The sequence below is a fragment of the Streptomyces sp. NPDC087270 genome (genome assembly GCF_044744625.1).
GTDB lineage: Bacteria > Actinomycetota > Actinomycetes > Streptomycetales > Streptomycetaceae > Actinacidiphila.
In genome coordinates, this window is the sequence record NZ_JBIUYR010000005.1 from 351,380 (window position 1) to 364,662 (window position 13,283).

Consider the following 13,283-nt stretch of genomic DNA (forward strand, 5'->3'; position numbering starts at 1 on the left):
GGCCGGTGCGGACGCCCCGGGTGGTCCGGGTGGCCCGGTCCCGGGCACCGGTTCCCCCCGGGGCGGCCGCTCGCCGGCCGTGCGCGGCCTACCCCGAGACGGGGTTGCGGAGCACTCCGACTCCGGCGATCCCCACCTCCACCACGTCGCCGTCGTGGAGGGCCGCGCTGCCCTCCGGGGTGCCGGTGAGCAGAACGTCCCCCGGCAGCAGCGTCATCAGGGCGCTGAGGTCCGCGACCAGCTGGTGGACGCTTCGCACCAGGCCGGCGGTCGAACCCGACTGCCGGACTTCGCCGTTGACCCGGGTGGTGATCTCCGCGTGGAGCGGGTCGAGGTCCGTGGTGATCGACGGGCCGAGCGGGCAGAAGCTGTCGAAGCCCTTGGCCGTGGTCCACTGGCCGCCGTCGCTCCCCACGTCCCACGCCGTGACGTCGTTGGCGCAGGTGTAGCCGAAGACGGCCCCGTCGGCCTGCTCAGGGGCGATGTCCCGGCAGGCCCGCCCGATGACGACGGCGAGTTCGCCCTCGAAGCGGGTGTCGCGGGAGATCCGCGGCAGGACGACCGGGTCGTTGGGCCCGATCACGGCGGTCGGCGGCTTGAGGTGGACCACGAGGCGGCCGGCCTCCTCGGCGCGGCCGCCGTAGTTCCGGCCGATGACGATGATCTTCCCCGGCTCGGCCGGGGCGAGCAGCAGTTCCTCCTCGAACAGGACCAGTTGTCCCGACTCGGCCGCCACCCCTTCGTGGAGATCGCGCACGATCTCCACGAAGGTCTCCCCCTTCAGCAGGTGGACGGTCCCGGAGGCACGGTCCACCCGCCCGTAGGAGGCGCCCCGTTCGGTGCGCACGCGCACGATCTCCATCAGTGCACCCCCTTCGCGGCCCAGATGCCGGTCGTCGGGTTCCAGTCCAGCACCCGTACCGAGGCGACCAGGCCGGCCTGGGTGAAGGGGTCGGCCGCCAGGACGTCGTCCAGGTCGGACCGGTCGGCGGCGCGGTAGACCAGCAGGCCGCCGTTGACACCGGCCACCGGTCCCGCCGCCAGCAGGACGCCGCGCTCGATCAGTTCCTCCAGGTACGCGCGGTGCTGCGGGACCCAGCCGGCCCGGGCGCCGCGGTCCCCCACGTAGGTGCGCTCCACGACAAAGGTTCCCATCGGTGCTCTCCTTCCACGGTGTGTCGCCCCCCTGGTGAGGGGAGCCGGTCAGATGAGCAGTCCGCCGTTGACGTCGATGACGGTGCCGGTGGTGTACCCGGCCTCCTCGGAGCAGAGGTAGAGCACGCTGCCCACCGCCTCGGCGACGGTGCCGAGCCTCCCCACCGGGATCTTGGACAGGACCTGCTCGCGCTCGGCCGCGGGGCGCCGCTCCCACGCCGTCGCGATCCGCTCGGTGGCGATCGGGCCGTGCGCGACGGCGTTCACCGTCACCCGGAACGGCGCGAGTTCGTAGGCGACCTGCTTGGTCAGCCCGACGACGGCCGCCTTCGCGGCCACGTACGCGGCGTTGCTGAAGTGGCTGTACGTACGCCCGCCGGCGGAGCTGAAGTTGACGACGCGGCCGTAGCCGGCCCGCCGCATCGCGGGGACACACAGCCGGATCGCGGTGAGCACCGGGACGACGTTGCGGGCCAGCGACTCGGTCAGGAACGCCTCGTCGAGGTCGGTGACCGGAGCCACCCGGGTGTCGCCGCCCACGCCGTTGACCAGGATCTGCGGAGCCCAGCCGGCGCTGAGGGTGGCGAGCTGTTCCTCGGTGCTGCGCACGTCGGTGATGTCCACGTTCAGGGTGCGGACCTGCGTGAGCTCGGCGACCTCGCCGGCCAGCTCCTTCAGGGCCGCGCCGTCGCTGTCGAGGAGCACCAGCCGGTCGCCGCGGCGGGCGAGGGCGCGGGAGAGTTCCGCGCAGATGCCGCCCGCGGCTCCGACGACCAGGGCGGTTCGCGGGGTCGCGGTCACAGGTCTTCCGTCCTCTCCGGAGAGGTGCGCAGGTACGGCGTGAGGGCCGCGGACGGGGCGAGGCCGTGGCCGTGGCCGGCCACCGGCGGGGCCAGCCCCCGGTCGCGGTCGATGGCGAAGGCGGGCTCGGTCAGCGGGGTGGGGAACCACTCGTCCTGGCGCCCGGCCTCGACGGTCACCGGGTCGTACAGCCGGGCGGCGAGGGTCCGGCCGACCGACCACAGCGGCCCCACCTCGCCCACCTGGACGCCGAGTTGGACCCGCATGCCGTGGTCGGCCGCCCGCGCCGCGGTGCGCAGCGCGGGCAGCAGCCCGCCGCATTTGGAGACGCGCACGTTCACCAGGGACGCGGCGCCGGCGGCGGCGGCCAGGTCGACGTCCACCGGGTCCACGGCGGACTCGTCGAGCATGACCGGGACGCCGAGTTCCTGGATACGGCGCATCGTCGCCCAGTCCCGCGGGGTGGTGGGCTCCTCCAGCCAGTCCGGCCGGGCCTGGTCACGCAGCAGGCCGGCACCCTTGAGCGCGTCCTGCGGGTCCCACGCGCCGTTCGCGTCGACCGACAGGCCCACCTCGTCGCCGAGGGTCCTGCGCACCTCGACCGCCCGCCGGGCGGTCTCCTCCGGGTCGCCCAGCGCCTTGAGCTTGACGTGGGCGAGGTGGGAGCGCGCCGAGGCGCCGAGGGCGCCGAACTGCTCGGCGGGTGAGCGGCTGAGGTCCACCACCTGGCTGACCGGCCGCGGGGGCACCCGGCGTTCGGCCAGGGCGCCGTCGACGCCGGGGCAGGCGTCGATGACGGCCTCCATGGGCAGTCCGTGCCGGCGGCACAGCGCGTCGAGCAGGGCGGTCTCCAGTGCGGCGGCCGCGGCCGGTGCCCGTCGCAGGCCGCCCAGCAGCCGTGGCAGGTCCAGGTCGGCCAGTACCGCTACGGCGGGGCCGAAGTCGAGGCCGGACAGCAGCACGTCCAGCACCGCGGTGTCCAGACCGGTCAGCGCGGTGTGCGCGCTGACCAGCGTCTCGCCGGTGACGTAGGGCCGGGGTGCGCCCTCGCCCCAGCCCTGGACACCGTCCCAGCGCAGGTGGAGCAGGACGGACCGGGTGCGGCTGTGGGAGTGGGTGGCGTGGGCGAAGGGGCGGTGCAGCGGGACCTGTGCGATGCGGACGTCCAGGTCGGTGATCACGCCTGGGTCCTCTCCCGGCAGACGGTGTGGAGCACCGCCGTGTCGGCCAGCCAGTCCCACAGTTGCCGGCGCACCGCCGAGAACTCCAGGTAGTGGGTGTCCGCGGCGAAGTGCACCTCGACCGCCTCCGGCTGGAGGCGGGCGAGTTCGCGGCGCGCCACGTCCAGGTCGATGATCGCGTCCCGTTCGGGCCTGGCGAAGTACACCGGGCCGCGTACCGCGAACGGGCACCAGGGTCCGGCCGCGGTGTAGGCGAGTTCGAGCTCGGCCATGACCGAGCGGAACCGGTCGCTGACCTGACGGAGCATCAGATGGTCGTTGGCCATGACCGCCAGGTAGCGCGGGTCGTCGGTGTAGTCGGTGTCGGACAGGGCGACCGGGGTGCGGCAGGTCCCCTCCAGCTTCAGCTGCTCCGCCATGCCGTCCCTGCCGAGCCGGGCATGCTGCTGGCCGAGGGCAGGCGCGCAGAACACGGCGGCGTCGGGGGTGATGCGCGTGGTGGACAGCAGCGCGGCGAGCAGGCTGCCGCCGAAGCTCTGGCCGACGACGGTCAGCGGCAGCCCGGGCGTGCGGTCGCGGACCACGTCGAACAGCGCCGCGTAGTCGTCCAGCACGCTCGCGGCGGAGGGGAGGTGGCCGCGCAGGCCGCCGCTGGCACCGGAGCCGCGGCGGTCCGGCGCGTAGACCGCGATCCCCCGTCCGGCGAGTTCGGCGCCGGTCTCGAAGAGCCAGCCGGCGTGGCTCTGCAGGCCGTGGATGTAGAAGAGGGCCGCTTCGGGGGCTCGGTCGGTCGGGAGCCACCGGTGGAGGCTGAGCGGGGTGCCGTCCGCAGCGGGGAACTCCTCGGTGCTGCGAGCGACCGGTAACGTTGCGTCATGGTCCATGGGCATGGCGAGGCGATGACCTCTCATGGCAGAAGGGCTGGGGTGCCGCGGCCGGTGGCCCGGCGCGGTGGTCACCGGCGGACGGTCAGGCCCATCTCGGTGACGATGTCCAGCAGCGCGTCGTTGCGCTGTATCCAGTGGTGCTTGATCTGCATGGCCGCGGCTCCGCGCCGGCGCTGCTCCTCGGCGATCAGGCCGAAGCTTCCGGCGACGAGCGGCAGGACCCGCAGCGGGGTGAGCCGGTCGGTACGGCGCTTCTCCGCGTACTCGGAGTTGAGCCGTTGCAGCGCGCGCTCGGCGCCGACGGCGAGCTCGGCCTCGGCGACAGCGCCCAGGCCCTCGGGCCACTCCACGGCGATGACGTATCCGGGCGGGGTCCCCCACGAGGGGATGCAGGTGAACAGGGGCAGCGCGCCCCAGGCGGGGGCGAAGGCCAGCCGCAGGGCGTCGTGGATGTGGGTCTCGGTGAGCTTCTCGCCGGTGAACGAGCTGGCGAAGCCGGCCCGGCCGGAGAACTCCAGCCGGGGCACGGCGCCCACCTTGCCGACGACCTTGTAGACGTCCCCGATGTCGTACCGGTAGAGGCCGTTGGCCTGGCTCATCACCAGGCGGTAGGAGCGGCCGACCTCCACCTCGTGGAAGTCCAGGGTCTCGGCGTCGGACGCGAGCGGGCCGCCGTCGTCGCCGTCCTCGTACGGGGCGAACTCGTACCACCCCTGGTCGACGGCGAGCGGGCCGGCCGACGGGTGGTCGTCGACGGGGAGGGTGACGATGCCCTCGGTGCCCGTCGTGCTGAAGGGCAGCTTCGGGATGCCGGGCGTGACGTTCTCCAGCCAGTCCCGGTACAGGCCGGCGGAGGCGGAGTTCCAGCACACCACCAGGGAGAGGTTGGGCCACAGGTCGGTGAGGCGCAGGCCCGCGTCGCCGCGGTCGAGCATCAGCTGGATGCGCCGGGCGAGTTCGGGATCGGCGGACGCGCCCTGGAAGGGGCGTCCGGCCACGGTGCCCTCGTGCACGTCCCGGACGAGTTCCGTTCCGCGCGCGGCGAGTTGCTCGGCCAGGCCGACGATCTTGGAGGGGTTGAGGGTGACCAGCAGCCGGACGTCGCCGCCCACCAGCAGCCGCAGCTTGCGGTAGAGGCTGTCGCCGTACTCCTCGTCGTCGTCACCGGTGAACCAGGGGGTGTCGTACCACGGCGGCACCCAGTCCTCGGCTCCGACCGCGCCGGGCCGGCGGGAGATGCTGTAGACGGGGAAGCCCTGGTGCTCGACGGCGACGGGAGCGCGCTCCCAGGACAGGTCGAGCAGGCCGGAGCTGAACGGGCGCGGCCGGCCGACCTTCTCGAAGTAGAGCCCCCACTGGGCATAGAGGCCGCGGCCGCGGTAGTGGTCGCGCCAGTGCCGGGTGCTGGGAACGTACTTGGGCAGCCCGGAGGAGCCGGACGTCTTGAGGAAGGCGTAGGGCGCGCTGCGGGTGAGGACCTGCGGCTCGCCCGCCAACTGGCGTTCCACGTAGGGGCGGAAGCCCTCGTAGTTGCGGATCGGCAGGGCCCGCTTCCACTGCGCGGAGGTGGCGACGGAGCCCAGGTGGTGCTGGCGGCCGAAAGCGGTGCTCCTGGCCTGGTCGAGCAGGTCCTGGAGTACGTCGTCCGCCACCTGCCCGGGGTTGAGGCACAGCGCTCGCTGCCAGCTGAGCGCGCTTTGCGTGCGGGCGAAGAAGTCGCCGCCGCCATGGAGTTTCGGCAGCGCGGGAGAGGATGTATGAAGATTCATTCTACTTCCCTCGGATGATGAAGCCGGAGAAATGGATCTCATTTCTCCGGCTTCAATCATGTCGCAAATCCGTGCGAACGAAAAGGGAAACCGTCAGGCGTTGTTGCGGTTTTAACGTGCCCGCAACCGAGCGCTCGCGGCGGCCTTCAGACGTTCACCGTGGACGCCGCATTGGCGCCGGCGATGCGGCCGAAAACCAGGCATTCGGTGATGTTGCTCGCCCCCTGGTAAAGGTATCCCCACACCGAGCCGAATTCTCCGGCCGAGAACAGCCGCGGAATCGGGTTCCCGTCGGTGCCGATGACCCGCCCCTGCTCGTCCCGCCTGGCGCCGCCCTGGGTGTTGAGGACCACCGGGTGCAGCGGGATCGCGTAGAACGGGGGCGCCAGCGGCTTCAGGGTGGCCGCCGAGCGGCCGAACTCGGTGTCCTGCCCGTCGGCACAGGCCGCGTTGTAGCGGGTGAGAGTGGCGGTGACCACGGACGCGTCCATGTCGAGCCGTTCGGCCAACTCCTCCACCGAGCCGGCCTCGACGATCCAGCCGCGCTCGACCTCCGCCGTGTTGTCGGGGCTCCAGCGGTACAGGTCGCGGTTGTAGCCGCTCGTGTTCCAGGTGAGCGGCCCGGCCAGCCGGGTCTGCTCGTTGAAAATCGCCCAGCTCGGTATCCGCGGGAACTCCACGTTCTCGGCGTCGAAGTGGGAGAACACCCGGTAGAACTCGTGCAGCTCGATTCCGGTCTCGTCGACGTAGCGGTTCCCGGCCCGGTCGGTGTAGATAAATCCGTCGGACGGGAAGAAGATGCCGAACGCCGCCTCGAACTCCGGTGCCTGAAAACCGACGATGGTGGAGGTGCGGGTCATGTGCCACAGGTCGGCGCCGACGCGTTGCGCCATACGTATACCGTCCCCGGTGTTGCCGGGGTTCCCGGCGAACTTCAGCGGCTTGGGCGGCGCGTAGTCCCATTTCAGTTCCGGGTCGTTCTCGAAGCCGCCGCAGGTCAGCACGACGCCCTTGCGGGCCCCGATCGTGATCTGCCGGCCGCCGGCCGTCGCCACGACGCCGACCACCCCGCCCGACGCGTCGGTGAGCAGGTCGCGCGCCGCGGTGCCCAGCCGGACCTGGACCGACCGCTCGGCCACGTTGCGGGACAGCAGGTTCCACAGCCGCAGCGACGGCGGGACGTCGGCGTCGCCGCGGATGCAGTACTTGTCGAAGTTCCCGCTGCCGCCGGGCACCTTGGGGAAGCCGGGGCCCTTGATGGTGCGCGGGTAGGTGCCGGAGACGATGAGCTGCTCGGGGATGTGCAGGTCGCCGCCGAGGTCGGCGGCCCATTTGACCAGCGAGCGCGCCTCGGTGACCAGCGCTTCGAGCACCGGGCGCGGGGTCGTCCCGAAGCAGAGCCGGTCGAGGTAGTCGGTGAAGCCCCGCACGGCCTCGTCGCTGTCCCGGGGGATCACGCAGTTGCCGCCGCTGACACGGGAGTTGCCGCCGGGCTGGGCCATCTTCTCCAGGATCACCACCTCGGCCCCGGCGTCGTGGGCGGTGATGGCGGTGGCGGCTCCCGCGTAGCCGTAACCGATGACGACGACGTCGGTCTCCACGTCGAAGGACTGCTGCTCTGCCATCCGCATGTGTGCTCTCCTGACTGGTGAGTCTGGTGCGATGCGATTGCGTGCGCTCGACCGATCCGCTGATTCGCCGATCCGGCGGTCCGGCGGTCCGCGGTCAGGCGTGCGAGGGCTGCCCGATGCGCGAAGGTCTCCGCAGGACGCCCGGGTTGGCCAGGTACTGCGGCGGCCGCCCGTCGAGCAGGGCGGTGACGTTGCGGATCGCGGTGGGGGCCAGCGAGTCGAAGAGTTCTCGGGTGTGCCCCACGATGTGCTCGGTGAGGATGACGTTGTCGAGCCGGCGCAGCGGGTGGTCCGCGGGCACCGGTTCCACCGCGAAGGTGTCGATCGCCGCGCCGCGCAGCCGGCCGGAGGTGAGGGCGCGGGCGAGCGCCGCCTCGTCGACCAGCCCGCCGCGCGCGGTGTTGAGCAGGACCGCGCCGGGCTTCATCCGGGCGAGCTCGTCGGCGCCGATCAGGCCCCGGGTGGTGGCGGTCAGCGGCAGGTGGAGGCTGACCACGTCGCTCCGGCCCAGCAGGGTGTCGACGTCGGTGAACTCGACGTCCGCGGCGTCCTCGGTGCCCGCGTAGTGCTCGGGACGCCGGGTGGCGACCAGTATCCGGCCGACCCGCCAGCCGCGCAGCCGGGCGACCACCTCGCGGGCGATCCGCCCGTAGCCCAGCAGGCCGACCGTGGAGCCGGCCAGCATCCGGCCGGTCTGCTCGTAAGGTGCGGGCCTGGCCAAAGAGCGCGCCAACTGGGCTTGTTTGGCGGGGAGTTCGAGCATGAGGGCGGACATCAGCATGACCGTGGACTCGGCCATGCTCTCCATGTTCTGCGGGGTGGCCCCGTTGGCGACCAGGACGCCGTGGGCGGTGGCCGCGTTCAGGTCGCAGGACGCGGTGCTGCTGGAGGCGAAGACCACGCCCCGCAGGTTCTCCGCCCAGCCCATCAACTCCGGTCCGATCAGCGTCCGCGAGCTGATCACGGCCACGGCCGCCCGGGCGAAGTAGCGCGGCCACTGGTGCGGCGGGTAGTCGGTCCTGGCCGGCGCGGGCTCCGCGGGCCCTCGAACGACCCGTACCCCCGCCCGCTCGAAGTGCTCCGCCACCTGCGCGAGTACGTCACCGAGCACGTGGTCGTCGCCGACGAATATCTCCGGAACCCGCGGCGTGGTGGTCATCGTCCCTCCCCGTGGTGGTGCGGCGGCCCGGCCCCTTCATGTGACCCGCCGGACCGACCGGTTGTCGTTGTCCATGCCGAACGCCGCGGCCGCGGCCAGGAAACGCCCGACCGCGTCGTCGGTCATCCAGGCCATGTGCGGCGTGACCAGCACCCGCGGGTGCGCGGCCAACGGGTCCCGCGCCGGCAGCGGTTCCACGTCCAGGACGTCCAGGGCCGCACCGCCCAGCAGGTCCGCCCGCAGCCGGCGGCGCAGTTCTGCCATGTCCAGCAGGGCGGCGCGGGCGGTGTTCACCAGCAGTGCCTCGGGCCGCAGCAGCGCCAGCCTGCGCGCGTCGAGAATGCCGCGGGTCTCGGGCACCGCCCGCAGGTGCAGGCTGACGACCTCCGACTCGGCCAGCAGCGTGTCGAGTTCGCGGCGCCGGACGCCGGCGGCGCGCGCGGCCTCCTCCCCCAGCGACGGCGACCACGCCGCCACGTCCATGCCGATGGCCTGGGCCAGCCGGGCCAGCCGGGCGCCGATCCGGCCCCAGCCGACGATGCCGAGGGTGCGCCCGGCCAGATCCCGGCCGGCCACGGAGCGCCAGTCGCCCGGCGCACCGACCGCCGACGGCAGGCGGTGGGCCAGCGCGAGCATCACGGTGAGCGTGAACTCGGCGACCGTATCGGCCGCCAGGCCCGGCGTGTCGTAGACCTCGACGCCGGCCGCGCGCATCGCCGCCGTGTCCACCACGCCGGCGGCCGGCCCGGCGATCACGACCCGGCGGGGCCGCTCGGCCACCAGCGCCTCGGTGTCCACTGCGCCCGAGTCGAAGAAGTGCAGGACGCTGTCGGCGCCGCGGATACGGTCCGCCCACGCCGCGGGTGACCCGGGCGCGTCCGGGTGCACCTCGATCCGCAGGCCCGCGTCGGGGTGGGAGCGCCGCACCAGGTCGGCGAGGCCGGGGTAGCCGTGGCAGGCGGGCATGACGAGCGTGCCCGCCGCCGCGCCCGCCCTCGTCGGCCCGGCCGCTGTGCGCTCAGGCCGCGACATGCCAGTTGTGCAGGTACGGAAGGCGCTGGGCAACCTCGGAGATGGCTGCGCCGGCTTCTGACAGGGTGGTCAGGGTGTCCCAGTTCCCGGCCACGAAGCGCCGGCGCTGCGACTCGTTGATGGTCACCGGCCAGCGCAGGGAGCCGGCCCGCAACTCGCTCCGCTCCAGGTCGACGACGACTTCGAGGGCCGGGTCCGCGTCCACTGCGGCCCGCGCCGCGGCGGCGTCGACGGGCGTCAGCAGCACGCACGGCAGGCCGATGGTCGCCGAGTTGCCGCTGAAGATCTCGCCGAAGCTCACTCCGGCGATCGCCCGGATGCCCCAGCGGTGGAGCGCCTGCGGGGCGTGCTCGCGCGAGGAGCCGCAGCCGAAGTTCTCCGCGGTCAGCAGGACGGACGCGGTGGCGTGCTCGGGCGCGTCGAACGGGTGCGCCCGGCCCGCCGCGGTGGCGATGCGGCGGTCGCCCTCGAAGACGTGGTCGCCGAGCGCGTCAAAGGTGAGCGACTTCAGGTACCTGGCGGGGATGATCCGGTCGGTGTCGATGTCGTCGCCGTGCAGCGCGATGGCTGTGCCGCGCACGGAGACCAGGGGTTGAACGGGGATCGCCATGGAGTGCCTTTCTCGGATTTTCGGTGTGGCGGGCGGGTCACGCGGCGCGGGAGCCCGATGCGTCGGCCCGGCGGGGCCGTGCGAGTCACGCGAGCCGGTCGGGCTACGCGAGCTGTGCAGGTCACGCAGGCCGTGCAGGCTGTGCGGGTCACGCGGGCCGTGCGGGTCCCGCGGGCCGGTCGGGCTACGCGAGCTGTGCAGGTCACGCAGGCCGTGCACGCCGTGCGGGTCACGCGAGCCGTGCAAGCCGTATGGGTCACGCAGGCCGGTCGGGCTACGCGAGCCGTGCGAGCTGTGCGAGCCGTGCAGGCCGTGCGGGTCACGCGGGCCGGTTGGGCTACGCGAGCCGTGCGAGCTGTGCGGGGGTCACGCGGGCCGTGCGAGCTGTGCAGGTCACGCAGGCCGTGCGGGTCACGCAGGCCGTGCGGGTCATGCGGGCCGTGCGAGCCGTGCGAGCTGTGCAGGTCACGCGGGCCGTGCGGGGGTCACGCAGGCCGGTCGGGCCGGTCGGGCCCGGTCGGGGCCGGTCGCATTCTCTGGCCGGCCGGTTGAACGCCCCAGCCGGCCGGTTGGATCGCTCCGGCGGCCGGTCGGCCGGATTCGGTCAGACCGGTCAGACCGGTCGAGCTGAGTCGGGACCGGCCGGGACCAGTCGAGACCCGTCGGCGAGGCCGAACACCTCGCGCGGGTCGGCGACCGCGCCGCGCACCGCTGCCGCGGCGACCGCCAGCGGCGACATGATCAGGGTCCGGCCGGTCGCCGCCCCCTGCCGCCCCTTGAAGTTCCGGTTGGAGGACGAGGCCGCCGTCTCCCCGTCCGCGAGCCGGTCCTGGTTCATCGCGATGCACATGGAGCAGCCCGGCTGCCGGAACTCGAAGCCGGCCCGTTCGAACACCACGTCCAGCCCTCGCTCCACCATCTGGGCCCGCACCTCGTGGGAGCCGGGGACGGCGAGGGCCCGTACCCCCTCGGCCACCTTGGCGCCGGTGCGCACCAACTCCTCGGCCACCGCCTCGAAGTCCGACAGCCGCCCGTTCGTGCAGGAGCCGAGGAAGGCCACGTCGATGCGGATGCCGGCGACCGGTTGGCCCGGTTCGACCCCCATGAACGCGCGGGCGTCCGCCAGGGCCGCCTCCTCGTCGCCGGAGGCCCGCTCCGGCACCAGTCCGTCGACCGGGACCGACTGCGCGAGGTTGACGCCCCAGGTGATCATGTGGCCGATGGCGGAGCCGTCGAAGACGACCTTGTCGTCGTACACGGCGTCGTCGTCCGACCGCAGCGAGCGCCACCAGGCGACGGCGCGGTCCCAGTCCTCGCCCTGCGGCGCGCTGGGCCGGCCGTCGAGGTAGGCGAAGGTCGTCTCGTCGGGGTTGCAGTAGCCGACGAGCGCGCCGCCCTCCACCACCATGTTGCACACGGTCATGCGCTCGTCCATGGACATGGCGTCGACCACCGGGCCGCCGAACTCGTACGCGTAGCCGACGCCGGCCTTGGAGCCGAGGTGGTGGATGACGTGGAGGATGACGTCCTTGGCGGTGATGCCGGGGGCCAGCGCGCCGGTGATCTCGATGCGCCGCACCTTGAGCCGCTTGGTGACCACGGTCTGGGTGCCGAGCACGTCGCGCACCTGCGAGGTGCCGATACCGAAGGCCAGGGCGCCGAAGGCACCGTGTGTGGCGGTGTGCGAGTCACCGCACACGATCGTCAACCCGGGCTGCGTCAGACCGCGTTCGGGGCCGACGACGTGCACGATGCCGTTCTCCCGGCGCTCGGGCGACAGGAAGCGCAGCCCGGCGGAGGAGGTGTTCGCCTCCAGCGCGCTGATCATCGCCTCGCTCAGCGGGTCGGCGAAGGGGCGGGCGACGTCGTCGGTGGGGATGACGTGGTCGACGGTGGCCACGTTCCGCTCCGGGTAGGCCACCTTCATCCCGCGCTCGGCCAGCATCGAGAACGCCTGCGGGCTGGTGGCCTCGTGGATCAGGTGCAGGCCGATGAACAGCTGGTACTGGTCCTCACCCAGTTCACGCACCACATGCAGGTCGAAGACCTTGTCGTACAGAGTCGAGGTCATGGTCGTTCTTCTCCTTGTGCAAGGGCGTGGACTGTGGTGGTGGAAGATCAGGAGTGGCCGGCGGTGACGCCGCCGTCGACCAGTACGGTCTGGCCGGTGACGTAGCTGCTCAGCGGACTGGCCAGCCAGAGGGCGGCGTTGGCCACCTCTTCGGGCGCTCCGAGCCGCTTGAGGGGGGCCCGGCTGCTGCGGGTGGCGAGCGCGCCGGCGTCCGCGTAGAGGGAGCGCAGGAGTTCGGTGTCGGTGGACCCCGGGCTCACCACGTTGACCCGGACCCCGGAAGCGGCGTATTGCAGCGCGGCGGACTTGCTCAGGCCGATCACCGCGTGCTTGGTCGCCGAGTACAGCGGGCTCTTGGCGTGGCCCAGGTGCCCTGCCACCGAGGCGCAGTTGACGATGGAGCCGCCGCCCGACGCCAGCATCCGGGCCACCTGGTGCTTCATGCAGCTCCACAGGCCGTGCAGATTGGTGCCGACGACGAGGTCGAAGTTCTCCTCGTCGTCCTCGTGCAGCGGACCGAACCGGCCGAAGGTGCCGGCGTTGTTGAACGCCGCGTCGAGGCCGCCGAAGCGGCCGACGGTCTGCTCGACCAGATCGGCGACCTCGTCCTCCCGCGCGACGTCGGTGCGGACGGCGAGGGCGTCGTCCGGGTGCGGCAGCAGGAGGCGGGTCTCCTCCAACTGGTCGGCGCGGCGGCCCGCGACGACGACGTGCGCCCCGGCCCGCGAGAACGCGACCGCGGCCGCGCGTCCGATGCCGCTGCTCGCGCCGGTGACGAGCACCACCTTGCCGCTGAGCCCGAACGCGTCGCTCAACGCCTGGTCTTCCGAGGGTGATTCGACGATCGAGGTGGAGGGTGCCACAACTACTCCCATCAGAGCCTGCGGTCGTGCCCGGGGACCTGCCCCCCGACGCCAGCGGCGGAGTGCTGTCCACCGTACGGGAATCGATTCTTGCACGGCAAGAGAAGAAATCCGGGCGCCGCCG

12 protein-coding genes are annotated in these 13,283 nt (G+C 72.6%); all 12 read right to left on the bottom strand.

Going from position 1 to position 13,283, the window contains the following annotated elements; genetic code table 11:
* Positions 1-88: 88 nt before the first annotated feature.
* The 12 genes from ACIPAE_RS12945 to ACIPAE_RS13000 all read right to left on the bottom strand — a co-directional run bounded on the left by ACIPAE_RS12945 (position 89) and on the right by ACIPAE_RS13000 (position 13,159).
* On the bottom strand, positions 89-862 hold the full coding sequence (locus ACIPAE_RS12945; protein ID WP_402444893.1) for a fumarylacetoacetate hydrolase family protein: 774 nt from the start codon (positions 860-862) through the stop codon (positions 89-91).
* Positions 862-1,155: a YciI family protein gene (locus tag ACIPAE_RS12950; protein WP_329363044.1), complete on the bottom strand. Its 294-nt coding sequence runs from the start codon at positions 1,153-1,155 to the stop codon at positions 862-864. The genes ACIPAE_RS12945 and ACIPAE_RS12950 overlap by 1 nt, the downstream gene beginning before the upstream one ends.
* A 48-nt stretch (positions 1,156-1,203) precedes the next feature.
* Positions 1,204-1,956 (bottom strand): SDR family NAD(P)-dependent oxidoreductase, encoded by a 753-nt coding sequence (locus tag ACIPAE_RS12955; RefSeq protein WP_402444896.1) that lies wholly within the window; start codon positions 1,954-1,956, stop codon positions 1,204-1,206.
* Entirely contained in the window at positions 1,953-3,137 is a 1,185-nt protein-coding gene (locus ACIPAE_RS12960; protein ID WP_329363048.1) for an enolase C-terminal domain-like protein, read from the bottom strand. The genes ACIPAE_RS12955 and ACIPAE_RS12960 overlap by 4 nt, the downstream gene beginning before the upstream one ends.
* Positions 3,134-4,021, bottom strand: coding sequence for an alpha/beta fold hydrolase (locus ACIPAE_RS12965; protein ID WP_366410769.1), 888 nt, complete (start codon positions 4,019-4,021; stop codon positions 3,134-3,136). Before ACIPAE_RS12965 ends, ACIPAE_RS12960 begins: the two co-directional genes overlap by 4 nt.
* A 71-nt stretch (positions 4,022-4,092) precedes the next feature.
* On the bottom strand, positions 4,093-5,793 hold the full coding sequence (locus ACIPAE_RS12970) for a GH3 auxin-responsive promoter family protein (RefSeq protein WP_329363052.1): 1,701 nt from the start codon (positions 5,791-5,793) through the stop codon (positions 4,093-4,095).
* A 146-nt stretch (positions 5,794-5,939) separates the two neighbouring features.
* Positions 5,940-7,424: an FAD-dependent oxidoreductase gene (locus tag ACIPAE_RS12975; protein ID WP_402444899.1), complete on the bottom strand. Its 1,485-nt coding sequence runs from the start codon at positions 7,422-7,424 to the stop codon at positions 5,940-5,942.
* Between the two features lie 94 nt (positions 7,425-7,518).
* Entirely contained in the window at positions 7,519-8,583 is a 1,065-nt protein-coding gene (locus tag ACIPAE_RS12980; RefSeq protein WP_366410771.1) for a 2-hydroxyacid dehydrogenase, read from the bottom strand.
* 36 nt (positions 8,584-8,619) lie between these two features.
* Positions 8,620-9,615 (bottom strand): NAD(P)-dependent oxidoreductase, encoded by a 996-nt coding sequence (locus tag ACIPAE_RS12985; RefSeq protein ID WP_402444901.1) that lies wholly within the window; start codon positions 9,613-9,615, stop codon positions 8,620-8,622.
* A complete protein-coding gene (locus ACIPAE_RS12990; RefSeq protein ID WP_402444903.1) occupies positions 9,602-10,225 on the bottom strand; it encodes a 3-isopropylmalate dehydratase small subunit 2 in 624 nt (207 codons plus the stop codon). Before ACIPAE_RS12990 ends, ACIPAE_RS12985 begins: the two co-directional genes overlap by 14 nt.
* A gap of 613 nt (positions 10,226-10,838) precedes the next feature.
* Positions 10,839-12,296 carry a 3-isopropylmalate dehydratase large subunit gene (locus tag ACIPAE_RS12995; RefSeq protein WP_402444905.1) on the bottom strand — a complete coding sequence of 486 codons (1,458 nt, stop codon included), beginning with the start codon at positions 12,294-12,296 and terminating at the stop codon, positions 10,839-10,841.
* 47 nt (positions 12,297-12,343) lie between these two features.
* Positions 12,344-13,159, bottom strand: coding sequence for a glucose 1-dehydrogenase (locus ACIPAE_RS13000; protein ID WP_329363063.1), 816 nt, complete (start codon positions 13,157-13,159; stop codon positions 12,344-12,346).
* Positions 13,160-13,283: the final 124 nt, after the last annotated feature.

What these genes read in the sequence shown, in the direction of transcription:
- ACIPAE_RS12945 (WP_402444893.1), bottom strand. Translation starts at nt 862, where the DNA reads ATGGAGATCGTGCGCGTGCGCACCGAACGGGGCGCCTCCTACGGGCGG.
- ACIPAE_RS12950 (WP_329363044.1), bottom strand. Translation starts at nt 1,155, where the DNA reads ATGGGAACCTTTGTCGTGGAGCGCACCTACGTGGGGGACCGCGGCGCC.
- ACIPAE_RS12965 (WP_366410769.1), bottom strand. Translation starts at nt 4,021, where the DNA reads ATGGACCATGACGCAACGTTACCGGTCGCTCGCAGCACCGAGGAGTTC.
- ACIPAE_RS12970 (WP_329363052.1), bottom strand. Translation starts at nt 5,793, where the DNA reads ATGAATCTTCATACATCCTCTCCCGCGCTGCCGAAACTCCATGGCGGC.
- ACIPAE_RS12975 (WP_402444899.1), bottom strand. Translation starts at nt 7,424, where the DNA reads ATGCGGATGGCAGAGCAGCAGTCCTTCGACGTGGAGACCGACGTCGTC.
- ACIPAE_RS12980 (WP_366410771.1), bottom strand. Translation starts at nt 8,583, where the DNA reads ATGACCACCACGCCGCGGGTTCCGGAGATATTCGTCGGCGACGACCAC.
- ACIPAE_RS12985 (WP_402444901.1), bottom strand. Translation starts at nt 9,615, where the DNA reads ATGTCGCGGCCTGAGCGCACAGCGGCCGGGCCGACGAGGGCGGGCGCG.
- ACIPAE_RS12990 (WP_402444903.1), bottom strand. Translation starts at nt 10,225, where the DNA reads ATGGCGATCCCCGTTCAACCCCTGGTCTCCGTGCGCGGCACAGCCATC.
- ACIPAE_RS12995 (WP_402444905.1), bottom strand. Translation starts at nt 12,296, where the DNA reads ATGACCTCGACTCTGTACGACAAGGTCTTCGACCTGCATGTGGTGCGT.